This window comes from Pseudomonas sp. S1(2024) (assembly GCF_046557535.1).
The window spans coordinates 1-17,669 of sequence record NZ_JBKGFP010000096.1 but is presented as its reverse complement, the minus strand read 5'-3'; the positions used below and the strand labels follow the sequence as shown (position 1 = coordinate 17,669).

Genomic DNA, 17,669 nt, shown 5'->3' with positions numbered 1-17,669 from the left:
TCTGGCGTCAGGCGTTACCGGACAACTTCAGGCGCGCTGCCTGGGTAAAGTCCAGCATCCGGTTCAACGGCTTGATCGCCTTTGGCACCAGCGCCGGGTCGACAAAGATCTCGTTCGTGCCATTACGCAGGCAATCCAGTACACGCTCCAGGGTGTTCATCGCCATCCACGGGCAGTGCGCACAGCTGCGGCATGCCGCGCCGTTACCGGCGGTGGGGGCTTCGACGAACGCCTTGTCCGGGCACAGCTGCTGCATCTTGTAGAAGATGCCGCGGTCGGTGGCAACGATGAAGGTCTTGTTCGGCAGGGTCTGGGCAGCCTTGATCAGCTGGCTGGTGGAGCCCACCGCGTCGGCCAGCTCGATCACCGCTTCAGGCGACTCGGGGTGCACCAGAATCGCCGCATCCGGGTACAGCGCCTTCATGTCGGCCAACTGGCGTGACTTGAACTCTTCGTGAACGATGCAGGCACCGTCCCACAGCAGCATGTCGGCACCGGTTTGCTTCTGGATGTAGCGCCCCAGGTGCTGGTCCGGGCCCCAGATGATGGTTTCGCCGTTGTCCATCAGGCTTTCGACGATTTCCAGCGCGCAGCTCGAGGTCACCACCCAGTCGGCACGGGCCTTCACGGCTGCGGAAGTGTTGGCGTAAACCACCACGGTGCGCTCGGGGTGCTGGTCACAGAAGGCCGAGAACTCTTCTACCGGGCAACCCAGGTCAAGCGAGCAGGTGGCCTCCAGGGTGGGCATCAGCACGCGCTTTTCCGGGGTTAGGATTTTCGCCGTCTCGCCCATGAAGCGCACACCGGCAACGATCACGGTTTCGGCCGGGTGGTTCTTGCCGAAACGGGCCATTTCCAGCGAGTCGGACACGCAACCGCCGGTTTCTTCGGCCAGCGCCTGGATGACCGGGTCACAGTAATAGTGGGCGACCAGCACGGCGTTCTGGGCCTTGAGCTCGGCAGCGATGGCCGCACGGTATTCGGCCTCCTGCTCGGCTGTCAGCGGGTTTGGCTGCTTGGCGTCGAGGTGGGCCTGAACCAACAGGCGTTCGGAAATCTGGGTCATGATCGCTGGACCTGCAGGCGCGTGCGCGCGTCAAATCGAGTGTATCACCCGGCCCTGACAGATCGGCTAAGGGTGCCGGACGGCACAAAGGCCGCCACGGCCCTCTGCGGGCGCGGATTATTATCGGAGGCCGAAGGCTACAGACAATCCAGCGAATTCTAAAGTGGTTTTTGTGTTGCCTGTTCCGGCCTCTTCGCGGGCACGCCCGCTCCCACAGGTACAGCGCTGCCCCAGGGGGCAGAGAGTAACCTGTGGGAGCGGGCGCGCCCGCGAAGAGGCCGGAACAGGAGAAACGATCAGCCCTGCGGCGACAGGGCCGCCAGCTGCGCCGCCATGAGCATGGCGAACTCTTCCACGGTCATCTTCTTGCCGTTGAAGTCGACCATGCCGTCGGCATAGTGCAGGCTGCTCACCACATCATTGCCCTGCACAGTGGCCATGCCGCTCTGCAGCGCCATCATGCCGACCATTTCCCCGGCCTGGCTCGATTGCATGGCAATGGCCTGGGCGTCGGTCTGGCCATCCAGCAGTGCCTGCAAGGTTGCCAGGTCACCGATCATCGGCTTGGACAACGACAGCTTGCTCTTCACCTCGGTGATAAGTTGCTTGCTCAACTGGTCAGGCGGCAGGTCGAAGCTGGCCGGGGCGGCGAAGCCCATCGACAGGTCGAAGCGGCTTTCACCATTGGCAGTCCTGAACGACAGGTTTTCCACCGCCACCCGGGGCTTGGCAGCCAGCAGTTTCTGCAGCTCGCCCTGGAACCTGGCCTTCTCCTCATCGTCCATCTGGATTTCCGGCACCGGCTGGCCAGCGGCAGCTGCGGCCTCGAATTCCGGCAGGTGCGCCTGGTACCACGTCGACAACGCCTGTAGCGCCGGCGCGTTGACCGACGTGATGCTCACCGCCATCTGCGCCTTGCCCACCGCACGGCCATCCCAGGTGATATCCCCGACCTTGTACTCCACGCGGCCACCCACGGTATCCGGGCCCTCAAGGGTTTGCAGGGCGTTCTGCTCCAGCCCCTTGACCACCAGCACCTGCTGTTTCGGCCCCAGGGTGACCTTGGTTTCGGCCAGTGCCAGGTCGACGTTGCCAACGTAGATGGCCTCGTGCGCGGTGGCCGCCAGTTGGCCGCCGACCTTCAGCCCATTGAGCTCGAAGGTGGCAGGCGGCTGGTCATCGCGTACCAGTTTCATCACGAACCGATCGGCCTGGCCGTGGAAGCTCGAGGCCTTGCCTTCCTGGTCACCACTGACTTGCAGTTGCATGCCCGAGAAGTCGAGGCTGTTGCCATCCGCTTCGTCGAGCTTGACCGGGGCCAGCTGCACCTGGCTGACCACATTGCCGTCGTAGCCCAGGCTGGTCTGTGCGCTGACCGGGGCCTGCTCGCCCGCTGCGGCGAACCACGGCGCGGTGGCGTCGTCCTTCTGCAGCGTGCTGTTGCTGACTGCCAGCACCGGCATCAGCTTCAGTGCCTTTACCCGCGACCAGGGGAACGGGCCGTGCTCGATCTGGTCGGTCACGCCAACGTCGAAATTCACCACTTCGCCTTCGCCCAGATTGATATCGCGGGCCTTGAGCCGGTACTGGGCGGTACTGCTGAAGAAATGCTGCTCCAGCGACACCCGTTCGATGCTCATGCTGCCACCGGTGCTCACCAGGGCCTTCTTGAGTTCCGCGTTGCTGCGGACCAGGGCGTTGTCCAGCTCCGCAGGCAGCTGCTTGCCGGTGTACCAGGCGCCAGCGGTGGTTGCGACGGCGATGGCGATAGCCAGGCCGGAAAGGATGCCAACTGATTTCTTCATGAATAGAACCGATTGCTGTCCATATGGGCTTCGTAGGCGGCCAAGGGCCACACAGGACGCCAAGAGTACCACTGCCGCCCAGCCCTGGCGCTGGCCAGGCTCGAGAAATCCGGTTTTTGGGAAACGCCTGACAGACCTGCCAAGGGAGACCGGCATTCGTTAATTTTTGCGAACACCAAAATTGATCACAACCGCAAAAAAACGCGCAAAAACCGAACAAAACCCCACTTTAATCGATAAATATTTCAATCCAGCAACATCTTGTCATGTTTAACTTGACACCAAGCTACCCATCGTTTTTTATTTTCACCACTTTGCGCGCTCCCCCGCGCCCCCGCTGCTCCAACAATAAAGGTGAACAACATGGAGCCCACCCGCTCGCCCTTGCCGCATGCGCAGTACACCGTGCCCGCCGTTTACGCCCAGCCGCAGGAGCCATGCCAGCATGCAGCCTGACCACAGCGCTTCCGGCAACGGCCAACTCCGTAAAACCCTGCGTCTCTGGCACGTGATCATCATCGGTCTGGCCTACCTGACCCCGATGACCGTGTTCGACACCTTCGGCATCGTTTCCGGTATAACTGCCGGCCACGTACCCAGCGCCTACATCCTGGCACTGGCCGGGATCCTGTTCACCGCCGTGAGCTACGGCACCCTGGTAAGGCGCTTCCCGCAGTCGGGCTCGGCCTATACCTACACCCAGCGCGCGATCAACCCGCACGTCGGCTTCCTGGTCGGCTGGTCGTCGTTGCTGGACTACCTGCTGCTGCCAATGGTCAATGCGTTGCTGGCCAAGCTGTACCTTTCGGCCATGTTCCCGGAAGTACCGGAGTGGATGTGGGTGGCCGGCTTCGTCACCCTGATCAGCCTGATCAACATGCGCAGCGTTAACCTGGTGGCGCACTTCAACCTGCTGTTCGTGGCCGTGCAGGTGGCGATCATCGCCGTGTTCATCTACCTGTGCGTGCGCGGCCTGGACCAGGGTGAAGGGCTAGGTACCGCCTGGAGCCTGCTGCCGTTCGCCGACAATCAGACCCAGCTCAGCGCCCTGGCCGCCGGTGCGACCATCCTGTGCTTCTCGTTCCTCGGCTTCGACGCGGTGACCTGCCTGTCCGAAGAAACCCGCGACCCGGGCAAGACCATCCCTCGCGCGATCTTCCTCACCGCCCTGATTGGCGGCCTGGTGTTCATCACCGTGTCGTACTTCATCCAGGCCTACTTCCCGACCATGTCCCGCTTCCACGACCAGGAAGCGGCACTGCCGGAAATCGCCCTGTACGTCGGCGGCAAGCTGTTCCAGTCGATCTTCATCGCCTGCACCGTGATCAACACCATCGCCTCGGGCCTGGCCTCGCAGACCAGCGTGTCGCGCCTGCTGTACGTGATGGGCCGCGACAATGTGATCCCGGCCAGCCTGTTCGCCCGCCTGCACTCGCGTTACAAGACGCCAGTGCTGAATATTGCGGTGGTGGGGCTGATTTCACTGTCGGCGATCTTCTTCGACCTGGTTACCGCCACCTCGATCATCAACTTCGGTGCGCTGGTCGCGTTCAGCTTCGTCAACCTGTCGGTGATCAACCACTGCTATCTGCGTGAAGGCAGGCGCCAGGGACTTGCCAACCAGCTGACGTACCTGGTGGCCCCGACCATCGGCTTTTGCATCATCGTCTCGCTGTGGCTGGACCTGAACGCACATTCGCTGCTGTTCGGTGGCGTCTGGGCACTGCTCGGCCTGCTGTACCTGGCCTGGTTGACCAAAGCCTTCAGGGACTCCCCGCCCAACTACATCGCTGAATGACCCATGCTGCCGACAACGCCCGCGCCTGATCGCGGGCGTTGCATTTGCTCGAAAAGGAAAGCCCTCATGCCGCTGCGTCGCCTCTCCATCCAGTGGAAGATCACCCTGCTCGCCGGCCTGTGCCTGCTGGCCATCGTCGCCCTGCTGGTAACCACATCGCTGGCCCAGGCGCGGCGCAGCGCGGCATTGGTCAACCAGGCCAATACCGAAATGCTCGACAGCAGCGCACGCCTGCGCCTGCAGGCCCATGCCGAAACCCAGGCCCTGCGCATCCAGCGCTATTTCATGGACGCCTACCAGTACGGCAATGGCTTTGCCCGCCTGGTGCAGGTGCTCAAGGCCCGTGGCGGCAACGACCTGCGCGCCGAACTGACGCGCCAGGCCCGCGCCAGCCTGGCCGGCAACCCGGATGTGATCGGCCTGTACCTGGTGTTCCAGCCCAACGCCCTGGACCCGGACAGCCAGTACCTCGGCCAGGATGCAATGGGCAGCAACGAGAGCGGGCGCTTCTCGCTGTACTGGTCACAACCCCGCCCCGGCACCCTGGAGCTTGAAGCCATGCCGGAATCGATGCTCGGAGACGCCAGCATCGGCAGCAACGGCGTGGCGAAGAACCGCTGGCTGACCTGCCCGCAGGATACCGCCAGAACTTGCATGCTCGAGCCATACCTCGACGAAGTGAATGGCCGCCAGGTGCTGATGACCAGTATCGCCCTGCCGCTGCTGGAGCACGGCAAGGTGGTCGGCGTGGTCGGCCTGGACATCGGCCTGGCCAACCTGCAACAGCTGAGCCTGGACGGCCGCCGGGAGCTGTTCGACGGCCAGGGCCAGGTCAGTATCGCTAGCGCGGCCGGCCTGCTGGCCGGCAACAGCCGCGACGACAGCAAGCTCGGCGAGCCCATGGACAAGGTGGTAGCCGACGGCCTGCTGCGTGTTGCCCACCCGTTCACGCCAATCCCTGATGCCGCCCCCTGGCAGGTATTGCTGGAACTGCCGGAAAGCGTGCTGCAGGCGCCAGCCGTCGCCCTCAACCAGCGCCTGGATGCGCACAACCACAGCGCCAACCTCACCAGCCTGCTGGTTGGCCTGGGCGCTGCGGTAGTCGGTTTGCTGCTGGTGTGGCTGACCGCACGCGGGGTGACCCGGCCAATCCTGGCCGTGGCCGCGCGCCTGGAAGACATCGCCAGCGGCGAAGGCGACCTTACCCGCCGCCTGGAGTATGCCCGCCAGGACGAACTGGGCCAGCTTACCGGTTGGTTCAACCGCTTTCTCGACAAGCTGCAGCCAGTCATAGCCCAGGTCAAAGGCTCACTGCAGGAAGCCCGCGGCACCGCCGACCAGTCGGCAGCCATCGCCAGCCAGACCAGCACCGGCATGCAGCAACAGCACCGCGAAATCGAACAGGTGGCCACCGCCGCCAATGAAATGAGCGCCACCGCCCTGGATGTCGCCCATAACGCCTCGCAGGCGGCCCAGGCCGCACGCGCTGCCGACCAAGCCAGCCGCGAGGGCCTGCAGCTGATCGACAGCACCCGGCAGGGCATCGACCGCCTGGCCGCTGGCATGAACACCGCCATGGACGAGGCGCGCGCGCTGGAAGGCCGCAGCGGGCAGATCGGATCGGTGCTGGAAGTGATCCGCACCATTGCCGAGCAAACCAACCTGCTGGCGCTCAACGCCGCCATCGAAGCCGCCCGTGCAGGCGAAGCCGGGCGTGGTTTTGCCGTGGTGGCAGATGAAGTGCGTGGTCTGGCCCAGCGTACCCAGTTGTCGGTGGAGGAAATTCGCCAGGTCATCGAAGGCTTGCAGCAAGGCACCCAGGATGTGGTGGGCGCGATGCAGGAAGGCCAGCGCCAGGCCCAGGACAGCGCCGCGCGGATGGAACAGGCGCTGCCGGCGCTACAACGTATTGGCGAGGCAGTGGCAGTGATCAGCGACATGAACCTGCAGATTGCCTCGGCGGCTGAAGAGCAGAGCGCAGTAGCCGAAGAGGTGAACCGCAATGTGGCTGGCATTCGCGATGTGACCGAATCGCTGGCAGGCCAGGCCGATGAGTCAGCGCGGATCAGCCAGGCCCTGAACCGGCTGGCCAACCAGCAGCAGGCGCTGATGGAGCAGTTCCGCGTCTAACCTGTCAGGGCCAGTGCGCCTTCTTCGCGGGCATGCCCGCTCCCACAGGAAATGCCCAGCCCTTCGGGGTGGCGCCATACCCTGTGGGAGCGGGCGAGCCCGCGAAGAGGCCCCAACAGGCAATACAGCATTATTGATTTTATCGAGCACAACCTATGCAAAACCCAACTCGCCCCACCTTCTTCGACATCAGCAGCGAACAGGGCCTGTTACGCACCTCGATCGCCGTCACCCTGTTCATCGCCGTCATCGGCATCGCCTTCGGCCTGGCCTCCGGCTCGTTCTCCATCGTGTTCGACGGCGTCTATTCGCTGGTCGATGCCAGCATGAGCGGGCTGTCGCTGGTGGTGGTCAGGCTGATTACCGCCCATACCACCAGCGTGCAGATGTCACGCAAGTTGCGCGAGCGCTTCACCATGGGCTTCTGGCACCTGGAGCCGATGGTGCTGGCGCTCAACGGCATCCTGCTCAGCGGCGTGGCCATCTATGCGCTGATCAACGCCGTCAGCAGCCTGCTGCAAGGCGGGCGCCACCTGGAGTTCGGCATCGCCATGGTCTACGCGGTGCTGACCGTGATCGCCTGCGTGACCATCGCTGTTGTCGAGGCCCGCGCCAACCGCAAGCTGGGCTCGGACTTCGTGCGCATGGACGTCAAGGGCTGGGTGATGTCAGCCAGCATCACCGCCGCGCTGCTGATCGCCTTCTGCTTTGGCTATGCGGTGCAAGGCACATCGCTGGAGTGGGTGTCGCCGTATATCGACCCGGCGGTGCTGGCGCTGGTCTGCCTGGTGATCGTGCCGTTGCCGATGTCGGTGGTGCGCCAGGCCCTGTCGGAAATTTTCCTGGTGACCCCTGGCGACCTCAAGCTGCACGTGGATGAAGTCGCCAAGGCCTTCGTCGCACGCCATGGGTTGCAGTCGTACCGCGCCTATGTGGCCAAGGTCGGGCGCTCGCGGGAGATCGAACTGTATTTCATCGTGCCGAAGGCCATGGCCGCGAAAACCATCGATGAATGGGATGCGTGGCGCAACGAGATCGGTGATGCCGTGGGTGGTGAAGGGCCGGACCGCTGGCTGACGGTGGTGTTTACCGGGGATCCGGAGTGGGCTGAGTAAGCTGGGGGCGCTTTGCGCCCCTTTCGCCGGCAAGCCAGCTCCCACCTCGACCGCATTAGCCCCAAGTCATGCGCAAGCCCTGTGGGAGCTGGCTTGCCTGCGATGAGGCCAGTACAAGCAGCCGAAAACGAAAAAGCCCGCCACCGTTACCGGTAGCGGGCTTTGACGTACTGCATATGGTGGGTCGTGTAGGATTCGAACCTACGACCAATTGGTTAAAAGCCAACTGCTCTACCAACTGAGCTAACGACCCGTCGGATGGCGCGTATAATACTGATTTCTAACGGGAAATCAACACCCCATCAAACTTTTTTCAAAAATACCGCGTCGGATCTTCGACTCCGGCGGCCTTGAAGCCGTCGGCACGCAGGCGGCAGCTGTCGCATTTACCGCAGGCACGGCCGTCATCATCGGCCTGGTAGCAGGAAACGGTCAGGCTGTAGTCCACGCCGCGAGCCATGCCGGCCTGCACGATCTGCGCCTTGCTCATGTTCTGCAGCGGCGCCTGGATGCGGAAGCCCTGCCCTTCGACGCCAGCCTTGGTCGCCAGGTTGGCCATGCGCTCGAAGGCTTCGACGAACTCGGGGCGGCAATCGGGGTAGCCGGAGTAATCCACGGCATTCACACCAATGAAGATGTCACGGGCTTCCAGCACCTCTGCCCAGCCCAGGGCCAGGGACAGGAACACAGTGTTGCGCGCCGGCACGTAGGTGACCGGGATGCCTTCACCCGGGGTTTCCGGTACGTCGATGCTGCTGTCGGTCAATGCCGAGCCACCGATGCCGTCAAGGTTCAGGCCAATCACCTTGTGCTCGACCACGCCCAAGTCACGGGCAACGCGGGCGGCGGCGTTCAGTTCGGCGCGGTGGCGCTGGCCGTAGTCGAAACTCATGGTGTAGCAGCTGTAGCCTTCGGCCTTGGCCATGGCGACCACGGTGGCCGAGTCCAGGCCGCCGGACAACAGGATTACTGCGCGTTTGTCGGTCATGTGTGCTTGCTCCTCAATCAACGTCCGGGTTCGTCGTTCCACAGCAGCTTGTGCAGCTGCAGCTGGAAGCGTACGGGCAGGTTGTCGGCGACGATCCAGTCCGCCAGCTCGCTGGCGTTCACCTGGTGGTGGCTGGGCGAGAACAACACCTCGCCGGCACGCTCGGCCAGGTTGTACTGGATCAGCTTGGAGACCGCCCAGTCATAGTCCTCACGGGAACAGATGACGAACTTGACCTGGTCGTTGCGGGTCAGCTGCTCGATGTTCTCGTAGCGGTTACGGTGCGACTCTTCGGAGCCTGGGGTCTTCAGGTCGACCACGCGGCTGACGCGGGTGTCGGTGCCGGCAATATCCAGCGCGCCGCTGGTTTCCAGCGACACCTCGTAACCGGCGTCACACAGGCGCTGCAACAGCGGCAAGGCGTTGGGCTGGGCCAATGGCTCGCCGCCGGTGACGCAAACGTAGCGCGGCTTGAAGCCGGCGACCTGCTCAAGGATCGAATCGAGGGTGCGAACGGTGCCGCCACTGAAGGCATAGGCACTGTCACAGTACTGGCAGCGCAGGGGGCAACCGGTGAGGCGCACGAATACCGTGGGCAACCCAGCCGTTCGCGTTTCACCCTGCAAAGAGTAAAAGACTTCGGTGATGCGTAATGTGTCTTGCATGCTCGCCACGGGCGTGACAGCTAAACAGGCTGCCCGCCTCCGTCAGGCACTGTCGCGGACTCGACATAGCGTTATCCGCAGCAGCGTGTTTACGAAAAAAGGGCATTGATTCTAACGAAAAAACCCGCGACAAGCGCGGGTTTCTTTCAAGCGGTACTGTTTAGAGCTTCTGCAGGTCACGCTGGGCCAGTTGCGCGGCCGAGGTGCCGGGGTACTGGGTGATGACCTGCTGCAGGATACCCTTGACCTTGTCGGTGTGGCCCATGCGGCGCTCGACGTCGGCCAGCTTGTACAGCGAATCCGGCACCTTGCTGTGCTTCGGATACTTCTGGCTGACCTGGGCGAAGGCCTGGCTGGCAGCCGGCAGGTCGCCCTTGGCCAGGTTCACTTCACCCAGCCAGTACTGGGCATTGCCGGCGTACTGGCTGTTGGGGTACTTGCGCAGGAAGGCGTTGAACGCCTGGCTGGCCTTGTTGAAGTCTTTCTGCTTGATCAGGTCGAAAGCGGCATCGTAGTAGAGCTTTTCTTTCGCCGGATCACCGGGCTCGCTACTGGCGGCCGGTTGTTGCGCAGCAGCACCTGCTGCTGCATCGGGGGCGGCATTGGATGCACCACCACCGGAGGAATTGTCAGGGGTCGCGGCAGGCGCGGCGCCACTGTTGATGCGACGGTCCAGGTCCTGGTAACGCTCCAGGTTTTCCTGCTTCATGCGCGACACATCGTTCTGCAGCTCTTCGATGATGCCTTGCTGGCGGGAAAGCTGATCCTGCATCTGTTGCAGCTGCATGAACAGCTGGCCCTGTGCAGAGGCAGGGGCCGAAGCCCCTGACCCGGCATAGGCGCCGCTCGTGCCATAACCCGCAGGCGGATAGCTGCCTGCGTTGTCATCAACTACAGGGACCTCAGCCCAGGCCGCAAGCGGCAGGCTGAGTGCGAGGACGGTTACTACACGGCGGCCCATACGCATAAGAACTTACTTACGCAGTTCTACGCGACGGTTCTGAGCCCAGGACTGCTCGTCGTTGCCAGTGGCAACCGGACGCTCTTCACCGTAGGAGACCAGTTCCAGCTGAGCAGGGGAAACGCCCTGCAGAACCAGGTAACGCTGAACGGCCTTGGCACGACGCTCACCCAGAGCCATGTTGTACTCGCGGGTGCCGCGCTCGTCGGTGTTGCCTTCCAGGACAACGCGGTTGCCGTTGGCTTTCAGGTCCTTGGCGTGAACGTCCAGGGCGCGCATGGCTTCTGGCTTCAGGTCCGAGCTGTCGTATTCGAAGTAGAAGGTGGTGATTGCGCGCAGGGCAGCTTCTTCGCTCAGGGAGCCGTCAACAGCGCCAGTGTTGGCACCGTAGCCAGCGTTCGGATCTACAGCAGCGCCTTCGCCTGCGTTGTCACCGCCCTTCGAGGAGCAACCTACAGCTACGGCCATGGCCAGAGCCAGCGCAGCAAATTTACCAAACTTCAGCATTTCCATCGTGAAACTCCTAATGAAACCCCAGTGTGTTAAGCAAAAGTATTACGCCGCAATCAGTTCAGGTAAGGGGACCAGGACGGTTCTCTGACTTCGCCTTGAGCGGTAGGAAGTGGGAGCCTCACGCGGCCATTAAGCGACACGAGCATCAAGACTCCCCGGCCCTGCTGGCGGGTGGCGTAGATTAGCATGGTGCCGTTTGGCGCAACAGTGGGAGACTCATCAAGACTCGTTTCAGAGAGAATCTTTACACTTCCGCGTTGCAAATCCTGGGCCGCAACTTTGAAGTTGGTGAAGCCCTGCTGGCGATGGATCATCACCAGGGTCTTTTCGTCCGCCGACAGTTTCGGGTTGGCGTTGTAGTTACCCACGAAAGTTACACGCTCGGCACCACCGCCACCGACCGACTGCTTGTAGATCTGCGGCTTGCCGCCACGGTCGGAGGTGAAGTACAGGGTGTTGCCATCCTTGCCCCAGAACGGCTCGGTGTTGATGCCCGGGCCAGCGGTGACACGGCTGATCTGGCGCGAAGCCACGTTCATCACGTAGATGTCCGGGTTGCCGTCCTTCGACAGCACGAACGCCAGGCGCGTGCCATCCGGCGACCAGGCTGGCGCACCGTTCAGGCCTTCGAAGTTGGTGACCTGCTCGCGGCGACCGGTATCGATGTGCTGGACGAAGATGCGCGGACGCTTCTGCTCGAACGAGACATAGGCGATGCGCTTGCCATCCGGTGCAAAGCGTGGCGACAGGATCGGCTCGCGCGATTGCAGCAGGGTGACCGCACGTGCACCGTCATAGTCCGAACGCTGCAGGGTATAGCGGGTGTTGTTGGTGGAGAAGCGCTCGGCCGTCACGTACAGCATGCGGGTGGAGAACGCACCCTTGATGCCGGTGAGCTTCTCGAACGACTGGTCGGCAATGTAGTGGGCCATGTCGCGCAGCTGGTCGACGCTGCCCGCCACGCTACCGGTCAGCACTTGCTGCTCGGTGGCGACGTTGAACAGCGCGTATTGCACCTGCAGGCGACCGCCCGACGGCACGATGCTGCCAACCATCACGTACTGCGCACCCAGCGCTTTCCAGTCACGGAAGATCACTTCGCTGGCCTGGGACGGCTGGCTGATCATGTTCTGCCGCGGAATCGGCGAGTAGTAGCCGGAGTTGCGCAGGTCGTTGCCGATGATGTCGGCCATGTCTTCCGGCAGCACGCTGCCGCCCTGCAGACCGAACGGCACTACCGCGATGGGCGTGGCCCGGTCGCTGCCGCTGGTGACCAGGATGTTCTTTTCCTCTGCCACGGCCATGCCTGCCACGCAGCACAGCATGACCAGCAGTCCTCTCAGACGTTTAATCACAACGCTAGATCCTCAGGTGTAAATGTCATCTTGAACGAACGATATTGGTTGAAATCGCTCGGCTTCATACCCTGCATCTCGGTCAGACGACCGATGTTCTTCACTGCTGCCACCGCCGAGCTGTCGTACGGGCCGTCACCACTGGACCGGGCCACGCTGACGCTGGTGATGGTACCGTCCGGCAACATGTTGATCTGCAGGACCACCGTCATGCCCTTGCGCGCGGAAGGCGGACGAGCCCAGCCCTCGGCCGCGCGCATGCGGATCAGGTCGTCGAAGTCGCCGGCCACCTGGTCACCCTGCTCGTCGGCCAGCGCCTGCTGCCGTTCGGTGGTGTCGGACAACAGCTCGGCCAGGGCCTGGGCTTTCTTGTCTTCCGCCGCCTTGCGGGCCGCTTCCTGTGCCTTTTTCTTCTGGGCATCTGCAGCGGCCTTTTTCTTGGCCTCTTCAGCTGCCTTCTTCTTCGCTTCCTCGGCTACCGCTTTCTTCTTGGCGTCCTCGGCTGCTTTCTTCTTGGCCTCTTCGGCCGCCTTTTTCTTGGCGTCCTCGGCGGCTTGTTTCTTCGCCTCTTCAGCGGCCTCTTTCTTGGCCTCTTCTTCGGCTTTTTTCTTTTCTTCCTCGGCCTTCTTCTTGGCGATGTCGGCCTGCTGCTTCTCGGCAGCCTTCTTCGCCTCTTCGGCCTTCTTGGCTTCGGCGGCTTTCTTGGCCTCGGCGGCCTTGGCGGCCTCGGCAGCTGCCTCGGCTTTCTTGGCTTCGGCGGCCTCGCGGGCCTCCTCGGCCTTTTGAGCAGCGTCGGCTTTCTTTTGTTCCGCGGCCTTCACGGCCTCCTGCTCGACCTTCTTCTGTTCCAGCTGCTCGACTTCGGTCTGGCGCGAAGCGGTTTTCTTCGCTTCCCCGGCAATCTTCTGATTGGTCTGGGTAGTCGCCTGGCTCTTGGACTTGAGCTGGTACAGGGTAGCCTGGACGATCGGCTTGGATGGCGGCAGCTCAGGCGTCATGGCAAAACTGACGAACAGCAGGGCGAACACCAGCACATGCAGGCCGATGGCCCAGATACTGGGCCAGAAGTAGCTTTCCGAGGCGGATGGCTCTCGCTGTTGCATCAGGGCGCCTCGGTAATCAGGCCAACGTTACCGACACCGGCCTTCTGCAACCCGCCCATGGCACCCATGACCGCGCCATAGTCGACAGCCTTGTCGCCACGAATGAACACCTGGGTCTGCTTGCCCTGGTCACGGCCGGCGGCAATGATCTTGGTCACCGCGTCGGTCATGGCTGGCAAGGTCATGGCCTTGTCCATCTGCTTGTCGGTATCGACTTCGCTGCCGAGGTTCCAGTAGTAGGTCTTGTCGGCCTTGATGGAGATGGTGAGGATCTGGACGTTGTTGTCCTGCGGCAAGGCTTCACTGGAAACCTTGGGCAGGTCTACCTTGACGCCCTGGTTGAGCATGGGCGCCGTCACCATGAAGATGACCAGCAGTACCAGCATCACGTCGATGTAGGGCACCACGTTCATCTCGGCGACGGGCTTGCGTTTGTGGCGAACTCGGGCCATGGGCTTCTACCTGATTACTCTTCGCTGGTGTGCACTTTGCGGTGCAGGATCGCCTGGAACTCGTCGGCGAAGGTGTAGTAACGGCCGATCAGCACTTCGCTGCGCGCCGAGAAGCGGTTGTAGGCGATGACCGCCGGAATTGCCGCGAACAGGCCGATGGCGGTGGCGATCAGCGCTTCGGCAATACCCGGGGCGACCGTGGCCAGGGTGGCCTGCTGGGCGCTGGCCAGGCCGCGGAAGGAGTTCATGATGCCCCATACGGTACCGAACAGGCCGATGTACGGGCTGGTCGAACCGACGGTGGCCAGGAACGGCAGGCTCTGCTCGAGTTTTTCTTCCTCGCGCGAGATGGCTACGCGCATGGCACGGGCAACGCCCTCCATGACCGCGTCCGGGTCAACGCCAGGCTGCTGGCGCAGGCGCGAGAATTCCTTGAAGCCGGCACGGAAGACCTGCTCGACACCGGAATCCGGGTCTGGGTTGCTGCCTGCCTGACGGTACAGCTTGGACAGGTCGATGCCCGACCAGAAGCGCTCCTCGAAGGCATCCAGCGCACGACGACCGGCGCGCAGCATGGTGCTGCGCTGGAAGATCATGACCCATGAGGTGACCGAGGCGGCCACCAGGGTCAGCATTACCAGCTGTACCAGCACACTGGCATTGCTGACCAGACTCCACATGGAGGTATGGTCGACGACGTTAGCTTCCACGCTTATTCTCCTGCATTCGATTGAGTACCCGAGCCGTCCGCCACAAAGGCGTCACGCAGCTCCGGGGGTATGGCTCGGGGTTTGAAAGTGTCGGCGCGCACGGCGGCCACCAGGAACTGCCCTTCGCAGAGCAGCGTTTCATCCTTTTCCCGCCAGACCTGCTGCACGAAGCGCAGGCTGGCGCGATTGAGTTCAAGTACTTGCGCGGTCACCCGAAGCTCGTCGTCCAGCCGCGCCGGCGCGTGATAGCGCGCTTCGCTGGAGTGGACCACGAACAGCAGGTTGTCTTTGGCCAGCTGCGCCTGGGAAAAGCCCAGGTGCCGCAGCCGCTCGGTACGCGCGCGCTCCATGAATTTCAGGTAATTGACGTAATACACCACGCCACCGGCATCGGTATCTTCGTAATAGACTCGACAACGGTGTGCGAACGGTTCCAGGCCATTTTGCGCGCGCATACTCTAGTGCTTACTCCTCAGCTTGCCAATCCGCTGTGGCAACTGTTTTTTCTTCATTAATGTCTTATTGCCAGCGCACCCTCGGCATGCCAGCGGTAGGACCACGAAAAGCCGTTTTCGATCTGTCACTCATCGCCCGTTTCGGAAAAATCCCCACCCTCCCCCAGGCGCCCGGGCACGTTCAGGCCGAAGTGCAGGTAGGCATGTCGGGTGACCACGCGGCCGCGCGGCGTGCGCATGATGTAGCCTTGCTGGATCAGGTACGGCTCGAGCACGTCCTCGATGGTATGGCGCTCTTCACTGATGGCTGCCGCCAGGTTGTCCACGCCGACCGGGCCACCGTCGAACTTCTCGATCATGGTCAGCAGCAGGCGGCGGTCGGAGTGGTCAAAACCACGCTCGTCGACGTCCAGCAGGTTGAGCGCCATGTCGGCCACGGCCTTGGTGATCTGGCCCTTGCCGCGCACTTCGGCGTAGTCGCGCACGCGGCGCAGCAGGCGGTTGGCGATACGTGGCGTGCCACGGGCCCGGCGGGCGATCTCGTAGGCACCCTGGTCTTCGATGGCCAGGCCAAGGATGCCGGCCGAACGGCTGACGATGGTGGCCAGGTCCTTGTCGCTGTAGAACTCCAGGCGCTGGACGATACCGAAGCGGTCCCGCAGCGGGTTGGTGAGCATGCCGGCACGGGTGGTGGCACCGACCAGGGTGAACGGCGGCAGGTCCAGCTTGATCGAACGGGCCGCAGGGCCTTCGCCGATCATGATGTCGAGCTGGAAGTCCTCCATCGCCGGGTACAGCACCTCTTCGACGACCGGTGACAACCGGTGGATCTCGTCGATGAACAGCACGTCGTGCGGTTCGAGGTTGGTCAGCATCGCCGCGAGGTCGCCCGGGCGCTCGAGAATGGGCCCCGAAGTGCTCTTGACCGACACACCCATTTCCTGGGCGATGATGTTGGCCAGGGTGGTCTTGCCCAGGCCGGGCGGACCGAAGATCAGCGTGTGGTCGAGCGACTCGCTACGGCCACGGGCGGCCTGGATGAACAGCGCCATCTGCTCGCGCACCACTGGCTGGCCGATGTACTCGTCCAGCCGCAGCGGGCGAATCGCACGGTCCTGGACTTCTTCACGGTCGCGGCCACTGGCGGCGATCAGGCGGTCGGCTTCGATCACTTGGTAATCATCCCTTTCAGGCTGCGACGAATCAGTTCCTCACTGCTCAGGCCGGCCTTGTCCTTGATCGCGGCGATTGCCTTGCTGGCTTCCTGCGGCTTGTAGCCCAGCGAAACCAGGGCGCTGACGGCATCGGCTTCTGCTGTGGATGCGCTGGCGACCGGCAGCGGCCCGTCGGAGACCAGGGTAAACATGGCCGGGGATGTTTCCCAAGCCTTGAAGCGGTCCTTGAGCTCGACCAGCAGGCGTTCGGCGGTCTTCTTGCCGACACCGGGCACGCGCACCAGGGCCGAAGTATCCTGGGCCTGCACGCAGCGCACCAGTTCGTCCACTTCCAGCCCGGACATGAGCGCCAGGGCCAGCTTCGGCCCTACGCCGTTCAGGCGGATGAGCTCGCGGAACAGCTCGCGCTCACGCTTTTCGGCAAAACCGTAGAGCAGGTGAGCATCCTCGCGCACCACCAGGTGGGTGTGCACGGTTACGGGTTCGCCCACCTTGGGCAGACGGTACAGCGTGGTCATGGGAACTTCCAGTTCGTAACCTACGCCGTTGACGTCGATAATCAGGTGCGGCGGCTGTTTTTCCGCCAGGGTGCCGCGCAAACGTCCAATCACGTTCCGATCCTTCCTCTCGGGGAGCCGGTCAAAGACCGCTCAACCCTATCAGCAAATGCAGCGGGTGAACGCATCACCCGAACAAAATGTGTATCAGCGCATGAAGCGCCTACAGACGCAAGCGCCCGCCGCGCCGCCGTGCCGTGGCCAGGCCATGCGGCACCAGGCTGGAACGGGTGTGGGCGTGGCACAGGGCGATAGCCAGGGCGTCGGAGGCGTCGATCTGCGGCTTCTGCGTCAGTTTCAGCAGGTGCATGACCATCATCATCACCTGCTCCTTGTTCGCCCCCCCGGTACCGGCTACCGCCTGCTTGACCTGGGTGGCGCTGTACTCGGCGATTTCCAGGCCGGCTTCGGCGGCTGCGACGATGGCCGCGCCACGGGCCTGGCCGAGCTTGAGCGCCGAGTCGGCGTTACGGGCCATGAACACCCGCTCGATGCCCATGGTTACCGGGCCGTGCTGGGCGATGATTTCACCCACGCCACGAAAAACGATCTGCAACCGTTCGTGCAGCTCGCCGCTGCCGGTGCGAATGCAGCCCGACGCCACGTACTCGCAACCACGGGCGGTCTGGCGTACCACGCCATAGCCGGTGATGCGCGAGCCGGGGTCGATACCAAGAATCAGAGTCATAGTGCCCGTCGTACAAAGCTCATGTTTTAACACCATTGGGGCCGCTGCGCGGCCCAACGCCGGCAAGCCAGCTCCCACAAGTGCAGTGGAAGAATTGGGGGGGGGGCTGTGCCTGTTGGGGGTGGTTTGTCGG

17 protein-coding genes, 1 tRNA gene and 1 pseudogene are annotated in these 17,669 nt (G+C 62.9%); 4 read left to right on the top strand and 15 right to left on the bottom strand.

Annotated elements, in window-relative coordinates; translation table 11 throughout:
* Positions 1–7: 7 nt before the first annotated feature.
* Entirely contained in the window at positions 8–1,066 is a 1,059-nt protein-coding gene (gene nadA / locus ACLCGK_RS26570; protein ID WP_266031675.1) for a quinolinate synthase NadA, read from the bottom strand.
* Between the two features lie 296 nt (positions 1,067–1,362).
* On the bottom strand, positions 1,363–2,871 hold the full coding sequence (locus ACLCGK_RS26565; RefSeq protein WP_410953301.1) for a YdgA family protein: 1,509 nt from the start codon (positions 2,869–2,871) through the stop codon (positions 1,363–1,365).
* A gap of 445 nt (positions 2,872–3,316) precedes the next feature.
* On the opposite strand from ACLCGK_RS26565, the gene ACLCGK_RS26560 reads away from it, so the two are divergent.
* From ACLCGK_RS26560 to ACLCGK_RS26545, 4 genes and pseudogenes are all read left to right on the top strand, one after another.
* Positions 3,317–4,669 carry an APC family permease gene (locus ACLCGK_RS26560; RefSeq protein ID WP_013973798.1) on the top strand — a complete coding sequence of 451 codons (1,353 nt, stop codon included), beginning with the start codon at positions 3,317–3,319 and terminating at the stop codon, positions 4,667–4,669.
* 3 nt (positions 4,670–4,672) lie between these two features.
* A pseudogene (locus ACLCGK_RS26555) lies at positions 4,673–5,941 on the top strand (HAMP domain-containing protein); the annotation flags it as partial.
* Between the two features lie 102 nt (positions 5,942–6,043).
* Positions 6,044–6,799, top strand: a complete 756-nt coding sequence (locus ACLCGK_RS26550) for a methyl-accepting chemotaxis protein (RefSeq protein WP_371035244.1) — start codon at positions 6,044–6,046, stop codon at positions 6,797–6,799.
* 155 nt (positions 6,800–6,954) lie between these two features.
* Positions 6,955–7,914, top strand: coding sequence for a cation diffusion facilitator family transporter (locus ACLCGK_RS26545; RefSeq protein ID WP_015271466.1), 960 nt, complete (start codon positions 6,955–6,957; stop codon positions 7,912–7,914).
* Positions 7,915–8,091: 177 nt separating this feature from the next.
* Here ACLCGK_RS26545 and ACLCGK_RS26540 read toward each other — a convergent pair.
* From ACLCGK_RS26540 to ruvC, 13 genes are all read right to left on the bottom strand, one after another.
* A tRNA-Lys gene (locus ACLCGK_RS26540) sits at positions 8,092–8,167 on the bottom strand.
* A 60-nt stretch (positions 8,168–8,227) separates the two neighbouring features.
* Positions 8,228–8,902 (bottom strand): 7-cyano-7-deazaguanine synthase QueC, encoded by a 675-nt coding sequence (queC, locus tag ACLCGK_RS26535; RefSeq protein ID WP_013973801.1) that lies wholly within the window; start codon positions 8,900–8,902, stop codon positions 8,228–8,230.
* Between the two features lie 17 nt (positions 8,903–8,919).
* The gene (gene queE, locus ACLCGK_RS26530; RefSeq protein ID WP_015271468.1) at positions 8,920–9,567 is read right to left on the bottom strand and encodes a 7-carboxy-7-deazaguanine synthase QueE; all 648 of its coding nucleotides are present in this window, start codon (positions 9,565–9,567) and stop codon (positions 8,920–8,922) included.
* Between the two features lie 160 nt (positions 9,568–9,727).
* Positions 9,728–10,534 (bottom strand): tol-pal system protein YbgF, encoded by an 807-nt coding sequence (gene ybgF, locus ACLCGK_RS26525; protein ID WP_023662947.1) that lies wholly within the window; start codon positions 10,532–10,534, stop codon positions 9,728–9,730.
* 6 nt (positions 10,535–10,540) lie between these two features.
* On the bottom strand, positions 10,541–11,041 hold the full coding sequence (pal, locus tag ACLCGK_RS26520; protein WP_003254755.1) for a peptidoglycan-associated lipoprotein Pal: 501 nt from the start codon (positions 11,039–11,041) through the stop codon (positions 10,541–10,543).
* Between the two features lie 53 nt (positions 11,042–11,094).
* Positions 11,095–12,366: a Tol-Pal system beta propeller repeat protein TolB gene (gene tolB / locus ACLCGK_RS26515; RefSeq protein WP_038408273.1), complete on the bottom strand. Its 1,272-nt coding sequence runs from the start codon at positions 12,364–12,366 to the stop codon at positions 11,095–11,097.
* 26 nt (positions 12,367–12,392) lie between these two features.
* On the bottom strand, positions 12,393–13,499 hold the full coding sequence (tolA, locus tag ACLCGK_RS26510; protein ID WP_013973804.1) for a cell envelope integrity protein TolA: 1,107 nt from the start codon (positions 13,497–13,499) through the stop codon (positions 12,393–12,395).
* Positions 13,499–13,951, bottom strand: a complete 453-nt coding sequence (gene tolR / locus ACLCGK_RS26505; RefSeq protein WP_003254760.1) for a protein TolR — start codon at positions 13,949–13,951, stop codon at positions 13,499–13,501. Before tolR ends, tolA begins: the two co-directional genes overlap by 1 nt.
* 14 nt (positions 13,952–13,965) lie before the next feature.
* Positions 13,966–14,661 carry a protein TolQ gene (gene tolQ, locus ACLCGK_RS26500; RefSeq protein WP_015271471.1) on the bottom strand — a complete coding sequence of 232 codons (696 nt, stop codon included), beginning with the start codon at positions 14,659–14,661 and terminating at the stop codon, positions 13,966–13,968.
* A 2-nt stretch (positions 14,662–14,663) separates the two neighbouring features.
* Positions 14,664–15,116: a tol-pal system-associated acyl-CoA thioesterase gene (gene ybgC / locus ACLCGK_RS26495; protein WP_023662944.1), complete on the bottom strand. Its 453-nt coding sequence runs from the start codon at positions 15,114–15,116 to the stop codon at positions 14,664–14,666.
* 125 nt (positions 15,117–15,241) lie between these two features.
* Positions 15,242–16,288, bottom strand: coding sequence for a Holliday junction branch migration DNA helicase RuvB (ruvB, locus tag ACLCGK_RS26490; protein ID WP_004375289.1), 1,047 nt, complete (start codon positions 16,286–16,288; stop codon positions 15,242–15,244).
* Positions 16,285–16,902 carry a Holliday junction branch migration protein RuvA gene (gene ruvA, locus ACLCGK_RS26485; RefSeq protein ID WP_015271473.1) on the bottom strand — a complete coding sequence of 206 codons (618 nt, stop codon included), beginning with the start codon at positions 16,900–16,902 and terminating at the stop codon, positions 16,285–16,287. Before ruvA ends, ruvB begins: the two co-directional genes overlap by 4 nt.
* A gap of 109 nt (positions 16,903–17,011) precedes the next feature.
* Positions 17,012–17,536, bottom strand: coding sequence for a crossover junction endodeoxyribonuclease RuvC (ruvC, locus tag ACLCGK_RS26480; RefSeq protein ID WP_004375291.1), 525 nt, complete (start codon positions 17,534–17,536; stop codon positions 17,012–17,014).
* Positions 17,537–17,669: the final 133 nt, after the last annotated feature.